Source organism: Acidimicrobiales bacterium (assembly GCA_041394265.1).
GTDB lineage: Bacteria > Actinomycetota > Acidimicrobiia > Acidimicrobiales > SZUA-35 > JBBQUN01.
Genome location: JAWKIO010000005.1, coordinates 2,402,994 through 2,422,983, shown reverse-complemented (window position 1 = coordinate 2,422,983; position 19,990 = coordinate 2,402,994). Strand labels below are relative to the sequence as shown.

The window sequence follows — 19,990 nt, the reverse complement described above, 5'->3', positions numbered from 1 at the left end:
GACGCTTTGACCTCGGCGTCACTGCAACTTCATGTAGACCCGACCGTCGATGCCGTCGACCTCCACGCGCATGGTGAGGGCTCCGAGATCGGCGGCCGGCACCTGCCAGCACACCGAGCCTTCGGCGGTCTCACCGACCGACACCAGGCGATCCTCGGGCAACGGTGTCGACAGCGGCGCACAGCTGCCGGTCGAGGTGCGACGCCCGTCGGGACTGACGGCGGTGAACGTCAGCACCGACAATGTCTCGGGCGCGTCGCCCTTCGCCAGCGCGACGCGGAGGTTGACCGTGGCGTCGGCGGTGTCGCCGCCCCCGGCCGAGGAATCGACCGGTGCCGCAACGACCTCGATCGTCCACTCGGTCGCAGCGCCGGTGTCGGGATCGTCGTAGGAAAGGCGAACCAGATCGCCTGCGGTGTGCGGATTGGCAGCGCTGCCCTTGACGGCCGTTGCGTCGAACGCCACGACATCATCATCGTCTCCGCCACCGCCGCGGGTGAGAACGAACGCCAGCCCAGCGACCACCACAAGCGCAAGCAGGGCAGCGGCACCGATGAGGAGCCGCTTGTTGGATGACGAGCCCGACGATGGCGTGTCGAAGCCTGGCGGTGGTGCACCACCGGGAGGCGTGGCACCCGGGGGCTGCGACCATGACGGCTGCTCCGGCGCACCGAATCCGGTGGGAGCGCCAGCAGGGGGCGCCGACCACGAGTCGGCCGGTCCGGGCGCCGGCATCGGGTGGCCGGCGATACCCGACTCGGTGGGCTGCGGCGTCGGCATGACCGTCGTGGGATCGCGGTCGAAACTCGGCGACTCTGCCCTTGGCGCCTCGAAACTCGGCGACTCTGCCCTTGGCGCCTCGAAACTCGGCGACTCTGCCCTTGGCGCCTCGAAACTCGGCGACTCTGCCGGTGGCGCGTCGTAGCTGGGAGGCGGGGCGGGCGCCGGTGCCGGCTCGGGTTCGGGCATCGGCGCCGGGGCAGGGGAAGCGACGGCCGGGCCCGGGCCGTAGCCCTCGGGCCACCACAACGAATCGCTGGCCTGGTACCAACCGTCAGGTGGCGGCGACGGATAATCGTTGCCGTCCCACGCTTTGTAGGTGCTCATGGTGCCTCCTCAGTTGCAGTGGATGCTCGCTGACGGACCACCTCGAAGCAAGCGACGGCGCTGGCCATCGCCACGTTGAGGCTGTTCAGACTTCCTGCCATGGGGATCTGGGCCACGAGGTCGACGCGTTCGCGCACCAGTCGGCTCAGTCCCTTTCCCTCGGCGCCGAGCACCAGCGCCACCGGCTGCTGATGGGTCAGTGGCAGCTGGAAGATCGAGGTCTCGCCGCCCATATCGAGACCGACCGTGAGGACACCTAGATCCTGGAGCCGCTGCAGGGCGGCGGGAATGCCTGGCACCAATGCCATCGGCAGGTGCTCGATCGCTCCGGCGGCGATCTTGGTGACGGTCGGCGACACATGCACCGCCCGGTGACGGGGCAGGACGATGCCGGTGACGCCCGCACACTCGGCCGTGCGCAGCATGGCGCCCACATTGCCCGGATCGGTGATGCCGTCGAGGACCAGGAGGAACGCTCCCGGTTTCTGTGCCAGATCATCGAGGTCGTGTTCGGGAAGCTCGGCGGCGCGTGCGAGGACGCCCTGGTGCGACTCGGTGAGCGCCTCGGCATCGAAATGGCGTCGCGACACAGCACGCAGTGGGATGCGCATGTCTTGGGCGAGCTCGACGATGTCGTCGAGAATGTCGGCAGCGTCGAGATCCTCGATCATGTAGATCTCGCGCACCTGCCGCGTTCCGGCCAGCAGGAGTTCTCGCACGGCCTGGCGACCCTCGACCTGGTCACCCCCGAGTGCACGCTTGGGCGCTCGCTTGGCATTGCGACCAGCTCCCGGCGCCCGACCGCGGCCGCTGCGAGCACCGCTGGTTCCCTGAGGGTCACCGGTCGAGGTTCCACGACGAGCGCCGGCGCGTCCTCCCGAGGCGCCACCGCTGCGACCCGCGCCGGCCCCGCCACGGCCGCCGGCAGCCGACCCGGCGGCGCGACGCGACGAACGACCACCTTGTGCACCCTTGCCGCCGGTCGTGCCCCGATTGGCGCCGGTGTTCTTGGGGCCGCCCTTACCGGGACGTTTGCCTGCCATCGACTCTCCGATTCATCGTTTGGCCCTGTCTATCGCAGCATCGCTGCGGACACAGAGGGCCACCGCGTGGCACTGGACGCCACCGGCCAGTCCTTCGACCCCTTCCGTGCGCTTCCCCTTGATGCTCACCGGGGCGCCGAGCGCCTCGCTGACCCGCTGTTGCATGGCCTCACGGTGAGGCGCCAGCTTGGGTCGGTCGAGGATGACGGTGCAATCGGCGTTGACGACACGCCAGCCGGCATCGGCCACCGCCGCACGCGCCGAGGCGAGCAGCGTCAAGCTGTCGGCTCCGGCGAACTCGGGCGAGGTGTCGGGGAAGTGTTGCCCGATATCACCCAATCCGACGGCGCCGAGCATGGCGTCGGTGATTGCGTGGGCGATCACGTCGGCGTCGCTGTGACCGGCGAGCCCCGGACTGTCGTCGAACGTGACGCCACCGAGAACCAGGTGACGGGCCGGGTCGCTCGACCACGGGTGGACATCGAACCCCTGGCCGATCCTGAACTCGGGAATCCCATCACTCACCCCGAAACCCTACCCCACCCCAAGAACCCCCGAGCGAACCCCAGAGGCCTGGGTCCCGACGAACGGCGAGCAGTTCTGGCCCCAAGGCCCGGATTGCGAGTTCGGAGCGGAGCGAGGAACTCGGGGAACCCCCGAGGCCCGCCAGGGCCGAAGGGTTCACGAGGCCCGCCAGGGCCGAAGGGTTCACGAGGGCCCCGAGGCCCGACGAACGGCGAGCAGTTCTGGCCCCCAGGGCCAGAACTGTGGAAGAGAGGAGGGCCCCCGAGGCCCGACGAACGGCGAGTACACGTGATTCTGCGGTACCGTCTGCCAGATGATCCCCCTTGACCTCCTTCGCCGAGTCGACCTGTTCGAACACCTCGATGAGGACACGCTCGTGTCGCTCTCCGAGTCGGCAGAACAGCTTCGTCTCAAGCGTGGCGATGTGTTGTTCAACGAAGGCGACGAGCCCGACGATCTCTACGTCACCGTGTCGGGTCGGATTGCGATGGTGAACCGGTCGATCGACGGCCGCGAGTCGGTCGTGGCCTTGATGGAGGCGGGCGACCTGTTCGGCGAGATGCCGCTGTTCGACCAGCAGAACCGCTCGACCGACGCTCGAGTGCTCGAGACCAGCGAGGCCATTCGGATCCCCTACGGCCCGCTGCGGGCGATCTACGCCGAACAACCCGACCAGCTGTGGCAGGTCGTCAAGCTGCTCGCACTTCGCGTCCGCACCATGGACGGCGTGCTCGCCGACTCGGTGTTCCTCGACGTCACCGGCCGGACGGCGAAGCGATTGCTCGAAATCGCCGGCGATGCCGACGAATTCGCCCTCCCCGTCACCCAGGAAGAGCTGGCGGGCATGGTCGGAGCGAGCCGGGAGCGGGTCAACAAGGCGATTGCCAGCTTCATCAAGCTGGGCTGGCTCGAGCAGCGCGATCGCCGCTACGGCATCCTCAATCGCGAGCAGCTCGAACTCCGTTCACGCTGACACTCGCAGCTCGAACTCCGTTCACGCTGACACTCGCAGCTCGAACTCCGTTCACGCCGGTACTCGCAGCTCGAAGTCCGTTCGATCTGGCACTCGCACCCGCAACCTGCTCACCCGCCGGCGCAAGGCCGGCACGGATCACTGATAACGGTCGAGAATCGAACTTTCGGCCAGGCGACCGAGCGCTTCCTTCACCGCTCGGGCTCGGGCGTTGCCCACACCGTCGACCGATTCGAGTTCCTTGACCGTGGCCCGCAGCACCCGCTGTAGCGACTCGAACCGCTCGACGACGAGGTCGACCACCGGCGGCGACAGCCGGGGCAGGGTCGAAAGCAAGCGGTAGCCACGAGGCTCCAGGTTCTCGTCGAGGTCGGGGATCCCGGTGGCGAGATGCAGTGTCTTGGCCAGAACCTCTTCGTCATAGAGCGCCTCGTCGTCGAGTTCGTTGAGCGCTTCCATGGCCTCATCGATGTGGAACGTGGCGTCTTCGTTGAAGTAGTCGCGAATCAGCAGACGGCGATCGTCGACCACGCCGCCGACCAGTTCCTCGAGCTGGAGGCGGACCAGGCGCCCGTCGGAGCCCAATTCGACCAGGTTGCGCTCGATCTCGGACGCGATTCGGGCCACCATCTCGGTGCGCTGCAGCACCTCGAGCACGTCTCGCAGCGTGACCAGGTCTTCGACTTCGAGCGCAGTCAGGTTCTTGCTCACGGCGGCGAGCCGGATGCGATAGCGCTCGAGCGTCTGGAGTGCCTGGTTCGACCGTTCGAGGAGACGGCTGACCGGCTCGAGCGGGTGCCGCTGGGCCCCCACGTAGACCTGGATCTCCTTGCGAGATTCCGACACGGCGATGACGGGGACGTTCAGTGAGCGAGCGACCCGTTCGGCCGTGCGGTGCCGGGTGCCGGTTTCCGAGGTCGGGACGTTGGGGTTCGGCACGAGGTGGACATTGGCCCGAGCGATCCGGGAAGTATCGGCGGCGAGGATGATCGCGCCGTCCATCTTGGCCAGTTCCGACAGCCGCTGCGGGGTGAACGCAGCGTCGAGCAGGAAACCGCCGGAGCAGATGTTGAGCACGTCGGGGCCATCGCCGATCACGATCAGCCCGCCGCGGCCTGACTGGAGGACTCGGTCGAGACCGTCGCGCACCGGAGCGCCGGGCGCCACCTGGGCCAGCGCCCGCAACAGTGCTGTTTCTGCCCTCGAGTCCATCGACGTACTGTAGTGCAAGCAAGCGACCGCCCGGACGGCCTTCGTCGCCACGCACCCGCCTGCCGTCGGTGAGAGCGGCGCGACTCAGGCGGCCCGGGCCCGGGCGATGGCAGCCACGGCGAGATCGAGCCGCGAGCAGCGGATGAGCCGCAACCCGGCGGGTCCATCGGCGGCGGATGCCGGCACGATGGCGGTTCGGTAGCCGAGCCGGTAGGCCTCGTGGAGTCGGAGGTCCATGCGGGGAACGGCACGCACCTCACCGGCCAGACCGACCTCGCCGATGGCAACGACCGACGGTGCGATCGGCTCGCCCGAGGCTCCCGATGCGAGCGCCAGCGCCAACCCGAGGTCGAGTCCGGGATCGTCGGTCTTGACCCCACCCGCAACGGAAGCAAAGACGTCGTAGGGGCCGAGGTCGACACCAGCTCGACCCGCCAGCACGGCGAGGGCCAGCTTCAGACGAGCTGCTCCGATGCCGTGGGTGGTTCGTTGTGATGACGCCTCGGCCCGAGACTGCACGAGCGTTTGGACCTCGACCATGAGCGGGCGGTGACCGTCGAGAATCGGGACGACCACGGAGCCGGCGACGTCGGTCAGGCGGTCGGCCAAGAACCGGGCCGACGGATCGTGAACGGGCATCAACCCGGCGAAGGTCATCTCGAACAATCCGACCTCGGTGGTGGCGCCGAACCGATGCTTGGCAGCCCGGAGGCGTCGGAGGTCGGCGTTGCGGTCGCCTTCGAAACTCAACACGGTGTCGACGACGTGTTCGAGCTGTCGTGGGCCGGCGAGCGTGCCGTCCTTGGTGACGTGCCCGATCAGCATCACCGTGCAGCCATGGCGCTTGGCCGCCGCGACGAGGTGGCCGGCCACCTGGCGAACTTGAGAAACCGAGCCGGGCGCGCCGTCGAGGTCGGCGTCGTGCATGGTCTGGATGGAGTCGACCACCACGAGCTGGGGCCCGATCTCGGCGATCGCTGCGGTCACGGCATGGACATCGACCACGTCGAGCACCGAGACCGTGGGCGGGATCGGGCCGAGTCGATCGGCTCGCCCGGCGACTTGGGAGGGGGCTTCCTCGCCGGTGACCAGGAGCACGGTGCCGCCACTCGCCGCCACCGACTGGATGATCTGCAGACTCAGGGTGGACTTCCCGATGCCGGGTTCTCCGCTCAACAGAGCGACCGAGCCCGGCACGATGCCGCCGCCGAGCACACGGTCGACCTCGGAGAGACCCGTGGGGATCGGCACCGACGTGGCCCGATCGACCGACAGCAGCGACTGCGCCGCCACGGCGGCGGCCGCAGGCCGAGGGGTGAGGGTGCTCGGAACGGATTCTTCGAGGGTGGCCCACTCACCGCAGCCCGTGCACCGACCGGTCCAGCTGACGCTGGTGGTCTGGCACGCTCGACACACGAACACTCGACGTTGTTTTGCCATGCCGAGACCTTACGGATGGCGTGTGACACGCCCGAGTCGTCGGCGCCAGGGCCCACGCCGTCGGCGCCGGTGTCAGCGGTCCGCTCTGGCGCCCACGAGCACCCGACGCGCTACTCGACCGGGGCCGTGTCGACCTGGAAACTGCGGAGGATCGCGTGCTGGCGTGCGTCTTCGTTATTGGCTTCGGGGGCGAACCACGCCGTGCGAAATCCGAGGCGTCGAGCGGCGTCGAGATTGTCGAGTTCGTCGTCGACCACCAGGATCGTGGACGGGGCGGCTCGAGTGAGACGGCGCAGCACCTCGTAGATCGGTTGGTCGGGCTTGCGCACCCCGATCGCCCCACTGACGATCCAGGGGTCGATCAGGCCCTCGAGGCTGTGCTTGGCTCGCAACTTGGTGGCCCAGTTGGTGCTGTCGTTGGTGACGCAGGCGACCTGCACGCCATTTTCTCGCAGGTAGCGCAGGAATCGGACCACGCCCGGGCTCAGCTGGAAGAGATTGAGGTAGTCGTCGTCGAGCTCGTTCGGGTCGCCGTCGAGACCCACGCCGGCCCAGAACTCGGCGGCAGTGATGCGCCCGAGGCTCATCGCTCGGGCCCGGGCCACGATCTTGTCGTGGCTCACCTCGGACCCTCGTTGGCGCACGAAGGGGACGAGCAGCTGGTTGATGTCGTCGCCCTGGCGATAGAGCACGCCCATGCCGTCGAGGGCCACGACGGCGGGCAGGTCGTCGTCTGCGCTCTCGGGCTCGGCGACCTCGGTCGCGTTGATCACCGGCTTCGGTTCCTTGGGCTTGGGTGCCGCGGGCTTCTTCGACTTGCCGCGCCGCTCAGGCCGCAGGACTCGCAGGAGGTGTCCGAATGCCACCAGAACGGCGAGAACGGCAGCGACGATCGCCACCCCGCGCCACACCAGCGCCGCCACCTCACGGGTCGACGAAGCGACCGTCACCGGTGTCGGTGACGCCGCATCGAGCCGGGTGGCAAAGATCCGTCCGGTATCGGCACCATCGGGGTCGATCGACCCGCCCGAGACATCGCCGTCGACGGTGCCCGGCATGCGCACGGTCAAGGAAACGAACACATCACCAGGCGTCGCGCCGTAGCGGCTGGCGATATCTGAGACCGAGCGCCCGAGCAGGGCCGAGAGCTGGTCGTCGGAGAAGCCTTCGAAATTGACGGGCGCGAGGGACCCGTCGACCCGGTAGTCGACCGTGGCGAACGCCTTCTCGCGCGAGAGGGTGAACGGACCGACCACTCCTTGCTCGCCGGCAAGTTCGGCCATCACCTCGCTGAACTGCTGCGGGGTGCCGAATGCTTTGGACGCCGAGACTCGCACGGCGCCGTTGTCGTCGGGCTGCGGTGGATCGATCTCCCAGCCGGCCTGGAAGAGATCTTCGAGCGCCAGGCCATCGGCACTCGGCAGATCGAGCACGGCAGCAGCCGTCTCGCGGTCGAGGATCACCGTGGCGGTGACGAGACCCGAGCCGTCTTCCTCGACGTCGATCCCGATGAGAACGTCGGTGCGACACCCGCTCGCCAGCAGGGCCAGACCGGCGAGCAGCCAGACGACGATCCGCTGACTCGTCGTTCGTCGTCGGCACCTGCTCAACACCGTCGCCACACTACCGGCCCGGCGGTCGCTCCTCGGCCACCGATGCATCGCCACCCCGGATCCAGGACGCGACCGTGGGGTGCACCAAGCGGTGCACCCCACGATGTCGGCATGTGTGTGGTCGACGGCGAGCACGCCGCCGAACCGGATCAGTCGCCGGTTTCGGCCAACTCGGGCGTGGACGGCGGCTGGAATCCCTCGTGCGCCGTGAACGACAGCTCACGATTGCCGTTGTCGTCTTCGACCACGTCGACGACGACGATCTGGCCGGCGCGGAACTCCTTGTAGAGGAGCTTCTCGGACAGCACGTCTTCGACCATGCGCTGGATGGCTCGGCGCAGCGGACGTCCACCCATGGTGGGGTCATAGCCACGATCGGCCAGCAGGTGCTTGGCGTCGGTGGTGAGTTCGAGTCCGATGCCCTGACCCTCGAGCTGCTCGGTGGTGCGGGCGATCAGGAGGTCGACGATCTCGGTGACCTCGTCCTTGCTCAGCTCGTGGAAGACGATGGTCTCGTCGACACGGTTGAGGAACTCGGGCCGGAAGTGCACCTTCAGTGCGTCGTCGACCTTCTGCTTCATGCGCTCGTACGACACGGCCTCGTCGACCTTGGCGAAACCAAGCTGCGCCTTGCGCAGGTCTTGGGTACCGAGGTTGGAGGTCATGATGAGCACGGTGTTGCGGAAGTCGACCGAACGGCCCTGCGAGTCGGTCAAGCGACCCTCCTCCAGGATCTGGAGGAGCGTGTTGAAGACGTCGGGGTGGGCCTTTTCGATCTCGTCGAAGAGCACGACCGAGAACGGCTTACGTCGCACGGCTTCGGTGAGCTGACCACCTTCCTCGTAGCCGACATAGCCGGGGGGCGAGCCGACGAGGCGGCTGACGGTGTGCTTCTCCATGTACTCCGACATGTCGAGCGTGATGAGCGCCTTCTCGTCGCCGAAGAGGAACGACGACAGGGTCTTGGCCAGCTCGGTCTTGCCGACACCGGTGGGGCCCAGGAAGATGAACGAGCCCGACGGGCGGCGGGGGTCTTTCAGACCGGCCCGGGTCCGGCGGATCGACTGGGAAACGGCCTTGACGGCGTCTTCCTGGCCGATGACCCGCTTGTGGAGTTCCTCTTCCATCCGGAGGAGCTTCTCGGTCTCTTCCTCGGTGAGCTTGTAGACCGGGATGCCGGTCCAGATCGAGAGCACCTCGGCGATCGACTCTTCGTCGACCTCGTCGAACAGGTCGACGCCGGAGGCCTTGATCTCGGCCTCGAGTGCTTCCTTGGAATCGAGGAGTTCCTTCTCCTTGTCGCGCAGGCGACCGGCCTCTTCGAAGTCCTGGTTCTCGACCGCACGCTTCTTCTGCTCGACCACGCCGTTGAGCTCGGACTCGAGCTCTTTGAACTCGGGCGGGGTGGCCATGCGCTTGATCCGCAGGCGTGAGCCGGCCTCGTCGATGAGGTCGATCGCCTTGTCGGGCAGCTGACGGTCGGAGATGTAGCGATCGGCGAGGTTCGCTGCGGCGACGAGTGCCTGGTCGGTGATGGTGACCCGGTGGTGGCTCTCGTAGCGGTCGCGCAGGCCCTTCAAGATCTCGATGGTGTGCTCGACCGTGGGCTCCTCGACCCGGATGGGCTGGAACCGACGTTCGAGGGCGGCGTCCTTCTCGAGGTGCTTGCGATATTCCTCGAGCGTGGTGGCGCCGATGGTCTGGAGCTCACCGCGTGCCAGCATCGGCTTGAGGATGCTGGCGGCGTCGATGGCGCCTTCGGCGGCACCGGCACCGACGAGGGTGTGGAGCTCGTCGATGAAGAGGATGATGTCGCCTCGGGTCTTGATCTCCTTGAGGACCTTCTTGAGACGTTCCTCGAAGTCACCGCGGTAGCGGCTACCGGCGACGAGAGCGCCGAGATCGAGGGAGTAGAGCTGCTTGCCCTGGAGCGTGTCGGGCACGTTGTCGTTGGCGATGCGCTGGGCCAGTCCCTCCACGATGGCGGTCTTGCCGACGCCAGGTTCGCCGATGAGCACCGGGTTGTTCTTGGTGCGCCGGGACAAGACCTGCATCACGCGCTCGGACTCGCGATCGCGACCGATCACGGGGTCGAGCTTCTTGTCTCGGGCGAGCTGGGTGTAGTTGCGACCGAACTGATCGAGGATCAACGACCCCGACGGGGCATCGGCGCTGCCACCACCCGGCGTGGCGCCGGGCTTGCTGGAGCTGGCCTCGGGGGCCGAACCCGACGAACCCGAGGGACCGGAGTAGCCGCTCAGCAACTGGATGACCTGCTGGCGCACCCGGCTGAGATCGGCACCCAGCTTCACGAGCACCTGGGCAGCGACGCCCTCGCCCTCGCGGATGAGGCCGAGAAGGATGTGCTCGGTGCCGATGTAGTTGTGGCCGAGCTGCAGCGCTTCACGCAGCGACAGTTCGAGCACCTTCTTGGCACGCGGGGTGAAGGGGATGTGGCCCGACGGCGACGAGCCACCCTGACCGATGATGTCCTCGACCTGGCTCCGTACGGCCTCCAGCGAGATCGACAGCGACTCGAGCGCTTTCGCCGCGACGCCTTCTCCCTCGTGGATCAGACCGAGCAGGATGTGCTCGGTGCCGATGTAGTTGTGGTTGAGTAGGCGGGCTTCTTCCTGGGCCAGCACGACAACTCGTCGAGCTCGATCAGTGAAACGTTCAAACATGGAACTCCTCCCGGTGGGGCGTGAGGAACGTGGAGTGAGTCTAGCGGCGCCCGTCCCCTCAAGGTCGGCTCGCGTGACGCAGGTGTGAGAACTCTGCGCACTTCTCAGATGTTCCCATTCGAGATGGTCGTTGGACACACGGCGGGCCCCACTCGGTTGCCGCCCGTCGGCCGGCTGCGTCACGTGATCCCTGGTCACGAAGGGTGACCGGCCATGGTTGAGGATCGGCCCGGCGGGTGCTCTAGCGTGGTCGGGTGGCCGCCAATCCGCTCGCACTCCTTCCCACCGGACCGAACGACAAGGAACGGGTCGAATCGACCTTGCTCGACGTGGTCCACATCGAGGGCGACGAATACCTCTCCGAGATCGCCTCACACCTGATCAAGGCGGGTGGCAAACGGCTTCGGCCACTCTTCACCATTGCGGCCGCTGCGGCCTCGCTACCCGACGGCGAATCGGTCCACCACGATGTCGTCCGTGGCGGCGTTGCGGTCGAACTGGTCCACATCGGCTCGCTGTACCACGACGACGTCATGGACGAAGCCGAGATGCGGCGCCAGGTCATCAGTGTGAATGCCCGCTGGGGCAACCTCAAAGCCATCCTCGCCGGCGACTACCTCCTGGCCAAGGCGTCCGAGATTGCGGCCGACCTCGGCACCGAGGTCGCCGGACTCCTGGCCGCCACCATCGCCGAGCTCTGCCGGGGCCAGGTGGGCGAGCTCCAGACGATGTACGACATCACGCGCACCGAGGCACAGTACTTCCCGTCGATCGAGGGGAAGACCGCCTCGCTGTACTCCGCCGCCTGCCGGATCGGCGGCATCGTCTCGGGCCAACCTCGCGACGACATCGACCGCCTCACCGAGTTCGGCCGACTCTACGGCATGGCGTTCCAGGTGATCGACGACATCCTCGACGTCATCGCCACCGACGAACAGTTGGGCAAGCCGGCCGGCAACGACATGATCGAAGGCGTCTACAGCCTGCCGGTCATCCACACCCTCGCCTGGCCCGAAGGCTCCCTCCTGCGCGAAATGCTGGCCGATGGCCTCGACCCCGAGCAGCGCCACGCCGCCATCGACATCGTGCGCCAGGGTCCCGGGATCGATTCGGCGTTCGCCGTTGCCGAGGACTTCGTGGCTCAGGCGAAGGCCGTGCTGGCCGAGGTCAGCACCAACGCGGCGGCCACCGCACTCGCCGGCGCCGCCGACCACCTCCTCCAGTCGGTCCCCCGCCCCCAAACCGCCTGAGCACCGTCCGGCCCGCCCCGAGTCGTCGGAACTCGAGACGCCAGGCGACACCCTCTGCCGTTCTCGAGAGCCCGAGCGACGGTTCTGTCGCACTGGGTCTCGAGAACGGGGAGGGGTGTCGCTGCTGGTCTCAGGAACTGACGTCGGCGTACGGCGGCGCCGGGTCGTACTGGATGTAGTGCTGGGTCCGTCGGGCGTGCTCCGGTGAGTCGATCTGGCCGATCAGCCACAGCGCCATGTCGATCCCGGCCGACACTCCCTGACTCGACACGACCTTGCCGCTGTGCACCCACCGCTGGTCACGAAGCACGGTGGCGCCATCGGCCTCGAGCTGATCCTCGAAGCCCCAGTGAGTGGCGAGCGGTTGCCCATCGGCCACGCCCGAACGGTGCAACAGATAGGAACCGGTGCAGACGCTCGTGACCCAGGTGGCCGGGCCGGCGACCTTGGCCAGCCACGCCATCAGGACCGGGTTGTCACACTCGACCCTCGTGCCCATCCCTCCCGGTACGAGCACCACGTCGAGTTCGGGGTGGTCATCGAAGGTGTGGTCGGGCAGGATCCGCAGTCCCTTGTTGCAGCGGATCGGACGATCGTGCTCGGCAATGGCGACGACCCGGTCGAGGCGGGTGCCCTCCCGGTTCTCGCGGACCATGGCCGAGGCGGTGAACACCTCCCAAGGCCCGACGAAGTCGAGCTCTTCGCAGTCGTCGAACAGGAGCAATCCGTAGGTGGTCACTGGCGTTCCCTCTTTCTGTTGGTGGTCTTCATGTGGTGATCGACGTGTAGTGGTCGACGTGTGGCGGTCTACGTGGCGGAGCTGTCGAGTCGGAACCGGTCGCGATAGGCGCCCGGTGTCACGCCGACCTGGCGAAGAAAGGCGCGACGCAAGGTCTCCGCCGAACCGAAGCCGCAGCGACGGGCGACCGTGTCGAGGCCGTCATCACTCCGTTCAAGGACGTTTCGAGCTGCTTCGATGCGAAGTCGTTCGACATAGCGGGCCGGTGAGCAGCCGATCTCCTCGGCGAAGACGCGGGTGAAGTGCCGCTCACTCATGCCGGCCGCTCGGGCCAGGGCACGAACGGTGAGGTCGGCCGATGGGTCCTCGTGTACCAACTCCTGAGCAGCCCGGATCCCCACCCGGCCGACCGGATCACTCCAGACCGGGGTGGCGAACTGCGACTGTCCGCCCGGTCGACGCAGGAACAGCACGAGATGACGGGCGACGCTCTGGGCCACCTCGGCGCCATGATCGGCCTCGACCAACGCGAGCGCCAGGTCGATCCCGGCCGTCACCCCCGCCGAGGTCCACACGTTGCCGTCACGCAGGAAGATCGGATCGGGATCGACGTCGATCTCCGGGTATTCCTGCCGCAATCGTTCGGCCCGACTCCAGTGGGTGGTCACCCTTCGACCGTCGAGCAGCCCGGCCTCGGCCAGCAGGAAGGCGCCGGTACAGACCGACGTGATCCGCACCGCCGACGCTGCGACCTGCCGGCACCAGCCGACGAGCCCGGCGTCGAGGCGGGCCTCGTAGACCCCACCCCCACCCGGGACCATCAGTGTGTGAGGTCGAGGTCGCGCCGAAGCGACCGAGGACTCGGCGAAGAGCACCAGCCCGCTCTCGCCCGCCACCGGCCCGGGCATCGAGCCGACCACTTCGATGAGGTAGCGCTCGGCGCGGGGACGGTGCCCCGCCAGCCAGCGGTTCGCCCCCTCGAACACCTCGTGAGGACCGACGAAGTCGAGTGGCTGGACACCGGGGTAGAGGAGGAACTGCACGAGCACGTGACCAAGCATGCGCAGCCGCCTCGATGGCGTCAATGACACAAGACCCACGATTTCCGCCACTCGAAGACGCCCGATGATGTCGACCCGGTCACGAAACAGCGAACCCCTTGCCAATCCGTCATCGGCGCGCGAGCGTTGCCAGGGAGACATTCGTCACATCGGATCGGGGGAACCACGATGACCATGATCTCCGCACCCATGCAGGCGCTCCTCGGCACCGACGCCGTTGCGCACTGCTGGACCGCCAACCCCGACGGCTCGCCGCAGGTATCGGTGGTCTGGGTCATCGCCCAGGACGACGAGGTGCTGTTCGGGACCGACGCCGGCAGCATCAAGGCCCGCAACATCGCGGCCAACCCGAAGGTGATCCTGTCGATCGAAGACACCGAGCGCAACGAGCGCGGCTTTCAGCGTCACCTCGTGATCCGGGGAACCGCATCCATCGAGCCCGGGCCCAACCCGGCGCTGATGGACGCTCTGGCCCACAAGTACACCGGCCTTCGCCGTCACCCGTTGGCGATGCGGGACTCGCCGACCAGTGTGGTCGTGCGGGTCGCCATCGATCGGATCAGCGGCGTGGGCCCATGGATCGAAGATCGGGCTGCCGCCTGACGGCGGACACGTCGCCGTCGAAACTCACCCCTCGGTCGTCGGCTGGCAGCTTTCGGAATCGCCGGTCCCCGTGAACGCGATCGGTACCTGTTCCACTCCGACGCGCCCGCTGAACAACCACCGGCTCGCCTCGATCCGTACGTAGTCCTCGAAGAGGATCGACGATCCGTTCTCGTAGCAGAGCCCGTCCTGGAACGTCACGGTGAGGAGGAACGTCCGTCGTTCGCCAGGCCGGAGCGACAGGGCGAAGTCGAACCGAGCGTCGAGGCCGTTCGCAGCGGGAGCTGGTTGCAGCGATCCCGGCTCGACCAGGACAGCCAAGGCTCCTTGGGCCTGGGCAGCGCCGAAGGGGATCAGCGCATGGTCGATGTCGACCTCGCGGGTCCCCGTGTTCTGCAGGTGGAACTCGATGGTGCATTGCATCGCACGCCGAAGCTCGATCCGCCAGAACGAGAAGGTGCTCGACGTGTCGATGTCCTGTTCGACGTAGCCCGGCTCGATCCCGCTGCACTGCAGCGGCGTTGCGTCGGCGACGACTCGTACATCGGCGAACGCCCGCTGGGCGTCGTTCCACGCCCACAGGTACAGGCCGAAGCAGGCGACGATCGAGATCGCCGCCAAGCTCGGCCACCACCGTCGCCGCGTGCCTGACATGCGCGCAGCGTACCGGTCACCCCGGAACAGGCGTGCGATGATGGCCCGGTGACGGCTGCGGCACCTCAGCACTCGACCGCTTCGGCCGATTGACCACGATGGAGCCGGCCGCCCCACCACGACCCGAGGTCGACCCGACCGCGGGCCGGGTGCTTCCGCTGATCGGCCCGCTGCGTGCGCCCCGAGTGTCACCGCCCACTCGGCGCACGCTGCTGCGCGGCATCCTCGCCTTCCGCTGGCTGAGCGGCACATGGATGGCAGCGGTGTTCCTCTGGGAGATCTGGGAGCGCCGGGGCGACGCCAAACCCGGCGTCGACCACCCACTGATCGGCATCGTGCTCCTGGTCGCGGCCTTCGCTGTCATGGGGTGGCTGACCACCGTGTACCAGCGCGACCCCGACCGGCTGACCGGCCCGGCACCGATCGCCACGGAGATCGCCGTCGCCTCCTCGCTGCTGTTCGCCGACATGTGGGTGTACGGAGCCACCCACTCGCAGGCCCTGCCAACGATCTGGCCGCTCGGGGTCATCTTCACGGTGGCGATCGCTGCCGGTACCCGACCCGCCGTCATCACCGGCATCGGTCTGGGGCTCAGTCGCTACGCCGGCTGGTTGCTCTCCATCCCCGATGACGAGTCGGCGTGGAGCATGACCCGCATCGCCAGCACCGTCTTGTTCGCCGTCGGCGGCTGGGTGGCGGGCTACCTCATCAACCAGCAGGCCGAGGCCGATCGATCGATCTCGGCGTTCCGAGCGCGCGAGGAGGTGGCCCGCACCCTGCACGACGGCGTGCTCCAGACCCTGGCGGTCATCCAGCGTCGTAGTGACGACAGCGAACTCGTCGAGCTCGCTCGCTCGCAGGAGCTCGAGCTGCGCCAGTACCTGTTCGACGGCACGGCCTCGTTCCACGGCGCGAACACCGACGACGACCTGGCGGCGACGCTCCGGGCCGTTGCGCTTCGCATCGAGCGTCGAGACGGACTGCACGTCGATGTGATCTGTGCCCCCGATCTCCCGCCCGGTGAGCGTCGAGCGGTCCACGCCATCGGCGGTGCGGTCACCGAGGCCTTGACCAACGCAGCCAAGCACGGGCGTGCCGACAAAGCGATCGTCTACGCCGAACCAGGCGATGACACCGGCGTGTTCGTTTCGGTCAAGGACAATGGCGTGGGCTTCGACCCCGCAACCGTGCAACGGGGGCAAGGATTGAACGGGTCGATCGCGGCCAGGATCAGCGATGCCGGGGGCCGGGTCGAGATCGACGGTCGACCGGGCCGAGGGGCCGAGATAAGGATGTGGTTGTGAGCTTCACCGAGCACGTACGGGTCGTCCTGGCCGACGATCATCCGATCTGGCGCAGTGGGGTGCGTGCCGACCTCGGGCCGAACTTCATCGTGATGGCCGAGGCCGGCAACGCCACCGAGGCCATCGACGCCATCAGACAACACCAGCCGGATCTGGTGGTCTGCGACCTCAACATGCCCGACGGTGGGGGCATCAGGGTGGCCAAGGAGTGCGGGGAGATGACCAACATCGTGATGCTGACGGTGTCGGAGGCCGAGCGCGATCTCCTCGATGCCGTGGCCGCCGGCGCCAATGGCTATCTCGTCAAGTCGACCCCGCCCGATGAGCTACGGACGGCGCTGTGGAAGGCCGCCCAGGGCGAGCCGGTGTTCTCGCCTGCGCTGGCGAGCCTGGTCCTGGGCGAGTTCCGCAGCATGGCGAAACAGGCGACAGGAACACAGCCTCTGTCGGACCGAGAGCGGGAGGTCTTGCAGTACGTGGCTCGGGGCCACACGTACAAAGAGATCGGTGAGGAGCTCTACATCTCGCCGAAGACCGTCGAGAACCACGTGCGGAACATCCTCGGCAAACTGCATCTGAATCGGAAGCAGGAACTGGTGCGCTACGCCTTGGAGCACGGCATCGAGTGATGCCGATGTGACCGGATCGAGTGATGCCGGTGTGACCGGATCGAGTGATGCCGGTGTGACCGGATCGAATGGTGTCGACCCCCTAGCGCGTTTTGGGGGATTCCCTGGGCAGACCGGCGGCTCGTCGAGGTTCACGATCGACGCATGCCGATCACACCACCGCCACCACCGTCCGCCCCGCCCTCACCGCCACTCGGTGATGTACCGCCGCCGGTCGCCGCGCCATCCGCCGACCCGGAGCAGGCTGCCGCCCGGCGCCGCCGGGCCGCTGCACTGTTGTCGGCGCTCGGCGCCGCACTCGTCCTGATCGCCGCCGCCACCTTCATCAGCTTGCGGTGGGGCGAAATGGCGCTGCTGGCGAAGTCCGGCGTGCTGGCCGGACTGGCGTTCGGTTGCATCGGTGGCGGCATGGCGCTGCGCCGCCGAGCCCCTGGGACGGCGGCCGCCTTGGTCCACCTCGGTGCGTTCACCGCGGCCCTCGATGCGGGCGCCATTGCGACCTACGCCGACTGGAGTTTCGGTTGGATCGCTGCGGTGGGCGGCGTGACCGGCCTGGCAACCACCGCACTCCTGCCCCTCGTGCTCTCCGGGCTCGACGTCGATGACCGCTACCTTCGCTCGCCTGTCATGGAGGCAGGCCGAGTGCTTGCCATTGCGGCCATCGGCCTCGCAGTTGCCAACACCACGCCGCTGGCCGCAACGCTCGTCATTGCGGCCACGGCCATGACGACGGCCGCTGCACAACGACGAGAGGCGACGGGACTTGCGCTCGTTGCGGGCCTCGGCCCGGTGATTCGCTCGATCGGTTCGTACGCGGAACCCGGTTCGCTCCTCCACTGGCTTGCGGCGATGACCGCGGCTCCCGCCACGGCGACGGTCGCCGTCGCCGTGGTGGCCGTGATGGCCATCGTGGCGCTGCACCGGGGACCGTTCTGGTCAGCGGCTGCCGTTGTGGTCGCGGCCGTCGCCACTCCGGCCGCGGTCGAGGTCTTCGGACAGCACCAGGATGGCGCTCTTCTCACCGCGGCGGCAGCCGTCGTCGGTTTCCGCATCCTCGCCAAGGTCGCCGGGAAGACGGGCTGGCTGCCGCTGATCGACGCCGGCGCGCTGACCACCGCACTCACCGCCATCGGAACGGGCGCCTTCCGGTTCGTGGAGATGCTCGTCTGGGACCAGGAAGGACAGGCTCTCGACGTCGGCCTCGCAGCCACGGCCGGACTGCTGGCAACCGGCTGGCTGTTGTCCGATCTCTTCGACGACGAGGGTGTTGCGCCGAGCCGCCTGTGGCACGGCGCCAGTGGGCCGATCGCCACGGTCGGTCTCGTGAGTGCCGTGGTGGTCGGTGCCACCTCGACGATGCAGTTCGATCGGGCCGGTGTGGTCGTCGGCATCTCGGCCCTTGCGCTCGGCCTGACCCGCCGCAAGGGCGCCGAGGTCGTTCTCCGGTCCGGGATGCCGCTCGCCGCCATCCTCCTGCTCGGTGCCCCCGTTCCGGCGTTGATCACCGTCATCGGCGGTGCACTCGTGAGCCAGGCCCGAGCGCATCGCGATCTGGCCGATGGCGCGACCCCGGCCCGGGCCTCGTTGACGCAGCTCGCCGGGCTGGCCGGCCTCGTCATCGGTTCGCTCGCCACGGTCAATGTCTGGCACGACGAGCCCGGCAACGCTGTGTTGGCGGCGATGGCCATCGGCGCTGCTCTGGTCGCCATCGGGATCGACAGTTCACGGCTCAGCGTCCCCGATCTCCGCATGCCGCCTCGTCTCCTGCTTCCCGTCGTCCTCGCCCCGGTCTGGTTCGACCTGGGCCTGGCGGGCAGCGTCGCCGTCGCCACCGCCATCGTGCTGCTGGCCGACCGAATGGCCTTCGGTACCAAACCCAGCGAGTGGCTGGCGCCGATGCACCTGACCGCCGGCATGTGGCTGATCGCCAACCAGCCATGGTGGCAGGTCGAACGGATCACGGCCGCCGACTGGTGGCTGTTCGGGCCGTCGGTGCTCGTCGGCGTGTTCGGCTGGCAAGAACTGCAGCGTGGCAGGAGTTCGTGGAATGGCTTCGGTCCGGCGTTCGGCATCGTCGGCACGATGGCCATCCTCGACCGGCTCGATGGCGCGGGTGGCTGGCACGGCGCCGTCGCCGGCGCCATCGGCCTGGCCGGTGTCCTCGTCGGGGTCGGCCGGCGCTGGTCGTCTCCCACCATCATCGGGGCCGCGCTGCTGTTGATCGCCACGGTCGTCGAGGTCGGCGGCGTCGTGCCTCGCATCCCTGTCTGGGCGTTGCTCACGCTGGGGGGCGCCGTACTGCTCGGGGTCGGTTGGTCGCTGGAGCGCAGTGCCGGCGACGGACCGATGGCGTCGCTGCGCTCGACATGGAGCGAGTTCAGGTAGATCGACCCGGTCGGCGGGGAGACCGATGCACTACTGTCGGCCTCGGCCGAAGGGGCCCAGGACCCGGATGAGGCGGCATGACAACGACGAAGCAGGGGACGTCACACCCCATCTTGATCAGCGGTGACGCCGGCCCAACGCCGGTCGGCGTGCTCGCCGGACTCAGCATCGACCTGTCGAAGCGTGGGCTTCCGGTGGGCCACCCGGTCCGGGTCACCGTGATCGATCGGTCCGATCGATCGTTGATCCGCCTCCGCCAGCTCCCCACGATCGACTCGTACGTCACCATCGACGATCTCGACGGGATCGATCGCCTGCTCGAGCAGCTGGATGAACGCACGCTGCTCGAGCCCCGAGTCACCGGCCTCGATCTTCTCGTGATCAACGAGCTGGCCCGCCTGCTCGATTTTCTCACTCGCACCGGTCGGGCCGACCTCGCCCAACGACTCGGCGACCTCGTCGCTCGCCACGACGGCGACCGCCTCATGGTGGCCGCCTCGTGCAGCGCTCCCGACCAGCTGCCCAGCGAGGTGCGCTCACAGTTCCGAGCCTCGCTCGACTGTGGCCCCGACGGCAGTGGTCGCCTCGCCAATCCGACCGGTGAGTCGGTCATCGACCTTCGTGAGTGGTCACCCGATCGAGTGACCAGCGCCGTCGCCTCGATCATCCAACCCGCCGCCTGACCCCCTTCACCCGACGCAAAACCGTCGCAACTTTGGCGGATTAATGCCGCTCAGAGGTGTCAACTCGCCAAAGTTGCGGGGCGGG

17 protein-coding genes are annotated in these 19,990 nt (G+C 67.8%); 7 read left to right on the top strand and 10 right to left on the bottom strand.

Annotated elements, in window-relative coordinates; genetic code table 11:
• Nucleotides 1-18 precede the first annotated feature (18 nt).
• Genes R2733_11920 through ispF form a run of 3 tightly spaced genes read right to left on the bottom strand, consistent with a single transcriptional unit; the run spans nucleotide 19 to nucleotide 2,675 of the window.
• On the bottom strand, nucleotides 19-1,107 hold the full coding sequence (locus R2733_11920) for a hypothetical protein (protein ID MEZ5377205.1): 1,089 nt from the start codon (nucleotides 1,105-1,107) through the stop codon (nucleotides 19-21).
• Nucleotides 1,104-2,150 carry a 23S rRNA (guanosine(2251)-2'-O)-methyltransferase RlmB gene (gene rlmB, locus R2733_11915; protein ID MEZ5377204.1) on the bottom strand — a complete coding sequence of 349 codons (1,047 nt, stop codon included), beginning with the start codon at nucleotides 2,148-2,150 and terminating at the stop codon, nucleotides 1,104-1,106. The genes R2733_11920 and rlmB overlap by 4 nt, the downstream gene beginning before the upstream one ends.
• Before the next feature lie 12 nt (nucleotides 2,151-2,162).
• Nucleotides 2,163-2,675, bottom strand: a complete 513-nt coding sequence (ispF, locus tag R2733_11910) for a 2-C-methyl-D-erythritol 2,4-cyclodiphosphate synthase (protein ID MEZ5377203.1) — start codon at nucleotides 2,673-2,675, stop codon at nucleotides 2,163-2,165.
• Between the two features lie 313 nt (nucleotides 2,676-2,988).
• Between ispF and R2733_11905 the strand changes: the two genes are divergently transcribed.
• Nucleotides 2,989-3,648 carry a Crp/Fnr family transcriptional regulator gene (locus R2733_11905; protein MEZ5377202.1) on the top strand — a complete coding sequence of 220 codons (660 nt, stop codon included), beginning with the start codon at nucleotides 2,989-2,991 and terminating at the stop codon, nucleotides 3,646-3,648.
• Nucleotides 3,649-3,786: 138 nt separating this feature from the next.
• Here the strand turns inward: R2733_11905 and disA are convergent, their stop codons facing one another.
• The 4 genes from disA to R2733_11885 form a co-directional block, all read right to left on the bottom strand.
• Complete coding sequence (disA, locus tag R2733_11900; GenBank protein MEZ5377201.1) at nucleotides 3,787-4,860, bottom strand: DNA integrity scanning diadenylate cyclase DisA; 1,074 nt, start codon at nucleotides 4,858-4,860, stop codon at nucleotides 3,787-3,789.
• Between the two features lie 84 nt (nucleotides 4,861-4,944).
• Nucleotides 4,945-6,300 (bottom strand): DNA repair protein RadA, encoded by a 1,356-nt coding sequence (gene radA, locus R2733_11895; GenBank protein MEZ5377200.1) that lies wholly within the window; start codon nucleotides 6,298-6,300, stop codon nucleotides 4,945-4,947.
• 110 nt (nucleotides 6,301-6,410) lie between these two features.
• On the bottom strand, nucleotides 6,411-7,913 hold the full coding sequence (locus R2733_11890) for an HAD-IA family hydrolase (protein MEZ5377199.1): 1,503 nt from the start codon (nucleotides 7,911-7,913) through the stop codon (nucleotides 6,411-6,413).
• Nucleotides 7,914-8,062: 149 nt separating this feature from the next.
• The gene (locus R2733_11885; protein ID MEZ5377198.1) at nucleotides 8,063-10,597 is read right to left on the bottom strand and encodes an ATP-dependent Clp protease ATP-binding subunit; all 2,535 of its coding nucleotides are present in this window, start codon (nucleotides 10,595-10,597) and stop codon (nucleotides 8,063-8,065) included.
• Between the two features lie 254 nt (nucleotides 10,598-10,851).
• On the opposite strand from R2733_11885, the gene R2733_11880 reads away from it, so the two are divergent.
• On the top strand, nucleotides 10,852-11,847 hold the full coding sequence (locus tag R2733_11880; protein MEZ5377197.1) for a polyprenyl synthetase family protein: 996 nt from the start codon (nucleotides 10,852-10,854) through the stop codon (nucleotides 11,845-11,847).
• 130 nt (nucleotides 11,848-11,977) lie between these two features.
• Here the strand turns inward: R2733_11880 and R2733_11875 are convergent, their stop codons facing one another.
• Both R2733_11875 and R2733_11870 read right to left on the bottom strand, forming a co-directional pair.
• On the bottom strand, nucleotides 11,978-12,586 hold the full coding sequence (locus R2733_11875; GenBank protein MEZ5377196.1) for a DJ-1/PfpI family protein: 609 nt from the start codon (nucleotides 12,584-12,586) through the stop codon (nucleotides 11,978-11,980).
• A 68-nt stretch (nucleotides 12,587-12,654) separates the two neighbouring features.
• Nucleotides 12,655-13,647, bottom strand: a complete 993-nt coding sequence (locus R2733_11870) for a GlxA family transcriptional regulator (protein ID MEZ5377195.1) — start codon at nucleotides 13,645-13,647, stop codon at nucleotides 12,655-12,657.
• 168 nt (nucleotides 13,648-13,815) lie between these two features.
• On the opposite strand from R2733_11870, the gene R2733_11865 reads away from it, so the two are divergent.
• Entirely contained in the window at nucleotides 13,816-14,250 is a 435-nt protein-coding gene (locus tag R2733_11865; protein ID MEZ5377194.1) for a PPOX class F420-dependent oxidoreductase, read from the top strand.
• A gap of 24 nt (nucleotides 14,251-14,274) precedes the next feature.
• Here the strand turns inward: R2733_11865 and R2733_11860 are convergent, their stop codons facing one another.
• Nucleotides 14,275-14,904, bottom strand: a complete 630-nt coding sequence (locus R2733_11860) for a hypothetical protein (protein MEZ5377193.1) — start codon at nucleotides 14,902-14,904, stop codon at nucleotides 14,275-14,277.
• Nucleotides 14,905-15,002: 98 nt separating this feature from the next.
• Here R2733_11860 and R2733_11855 point away from each other — a divergent pair, with 98 nt between their 5' ends.
• From R2733_11855 to R2733_11840, 4 genes are all read left to right on the top strand, one after another.
• Nucleotides 15,003-16,208, top strand: a complete 1,206-nt coding sequence (locus R2733_11855; protein ID MEZ5377192.1) for an ATP-binding protein — start codon at nucleotides 15,003-15,005, stop codon at nucleotides 16,206-16,208.
• Nucleotides 16,205-16,837: a response regulator transcription factor gene (locus R2733_11850; protein MEZ5377191.1), complete on the top strand. Its 633-nt coding sequence runs from the start codon at nucleotides 16,205-16,207 to the stop codon at nucleotides 16,835-16,837. The genes R2733_11855 and R2733_11850 overlap by 4 nt, the downstream gene beginning before the upstream one ends.
• Nucleotides 16,838-16,981: 144 nt before the next feature.
• A complete protein-coding gene (locus tag R2733_11845) occupies nucleotides 16,982-19,222 on the top strand; it encodes a hypothetical protein (GenBank protein ID MEZ5377190.1) in 2,241 nt (746 codons plus the stop codon).
• Between the two features lie 77 nt (nucleotides 19,223-19,299).
• Complete coding sequence (locus tag R2733_11840) at nucleotides 19,300-19,905, top strand: hypothetical protein (protein MEZ5377189.1); 606 nt, start codon at nucleotides 19,300-19,302, stop codon at nucleotides 19,903-19,905.
• The last annotated feature ends 85 nt before the right edge of the window (nucleotides 19,906-19,990 follow it).

Excerpts from the sequence above, each read along its gene's own strand:
- rlmB (MEZ5377204.1), bottom strand. The coding sequence starts at position 2,150 with ATGGCAGGCAAACGTCCCGGTAAGGGCGGCCCCAAGAACACCGGCGCC.
- R2733_11905 (MEZ5377202.1), top strand. The coding sequence starts at position 2,989 with ATGATCCCCCTTGACCTCCTTCGCCGAGTCGACCTGTTCGAACACCTC.
- R2733_11860 (MEZ5377193.1), bottom strand. The coding sequence starts at position 14,904 with ATGTCAGGCACGCGGCGACGGTGGTGGCCGAGCTTGGCGGCGATCTCG.
- disA (MEZ5377201.1), bottom strand. The coding sequence starts at position 4,860 with ATGGACTCGAGGGCAGAAACAGCACTGTTGCGGGCGCTGGCCCAGGTG.
- R2733_11870 (MEZ5377195.1), bottom strand. The coding sequence starts at position 13,647 with ATGCTTGGTCACGTGCTCGTGCAGTTCCTCCTCTACCCCGGTGTCCAG.
- R2733_11855 (MEZ5377192.1), top strand. The coding sequence starts at position 15,003 with ATGGAGCCGGCCGCCCCACCACGACCCGAGGTCGACCCGACCGCGGGC.
- R2733_11845 (MEZ5377190.1), top strand. The coding sequence starts at position 16,982 with ATGCCGATCACACCACCGCCACCACCGTCCGCCCCGCCCTCACCGCCA.
- R2733_11840 (MEZ5377189.1), top strand. The coding sequence starts at position 19,300 with ATGACAACGACGAAGCAGGGGACGTCACACCCCATCTTGATCAGCGGT.
- R2733_11865 (MEZ5377194.1), top strand. The coding sequence starts at position 13,816 with ATGACCATGATCTCCGCACCCATGCAGGCGCTCCTCGGCACCGACGCC.
- R2733_11885 (MEZ5377198.1), bottom strand. The coding sequence starts at position 10,597 with ATGTTTGAACGTTTCACTGATCGAGCTCGACGAGTTGTCGTGCTGGCC.
- R2733_11920 (MEZ5377205.1), bottom strand. The coding sequence starts at position 1,107 with ATGAGCACCTACAAAGCGTGGGACGGCAACGATTATCCGTCGCCGCCA.
- radA (MEZ5377200.1), bottom strand. The coding sequence starts at position 6,300 with ATGGCAAAACAACGTCGAGTGTTCGTGTGTCGAGCGTGCCAGACCACC.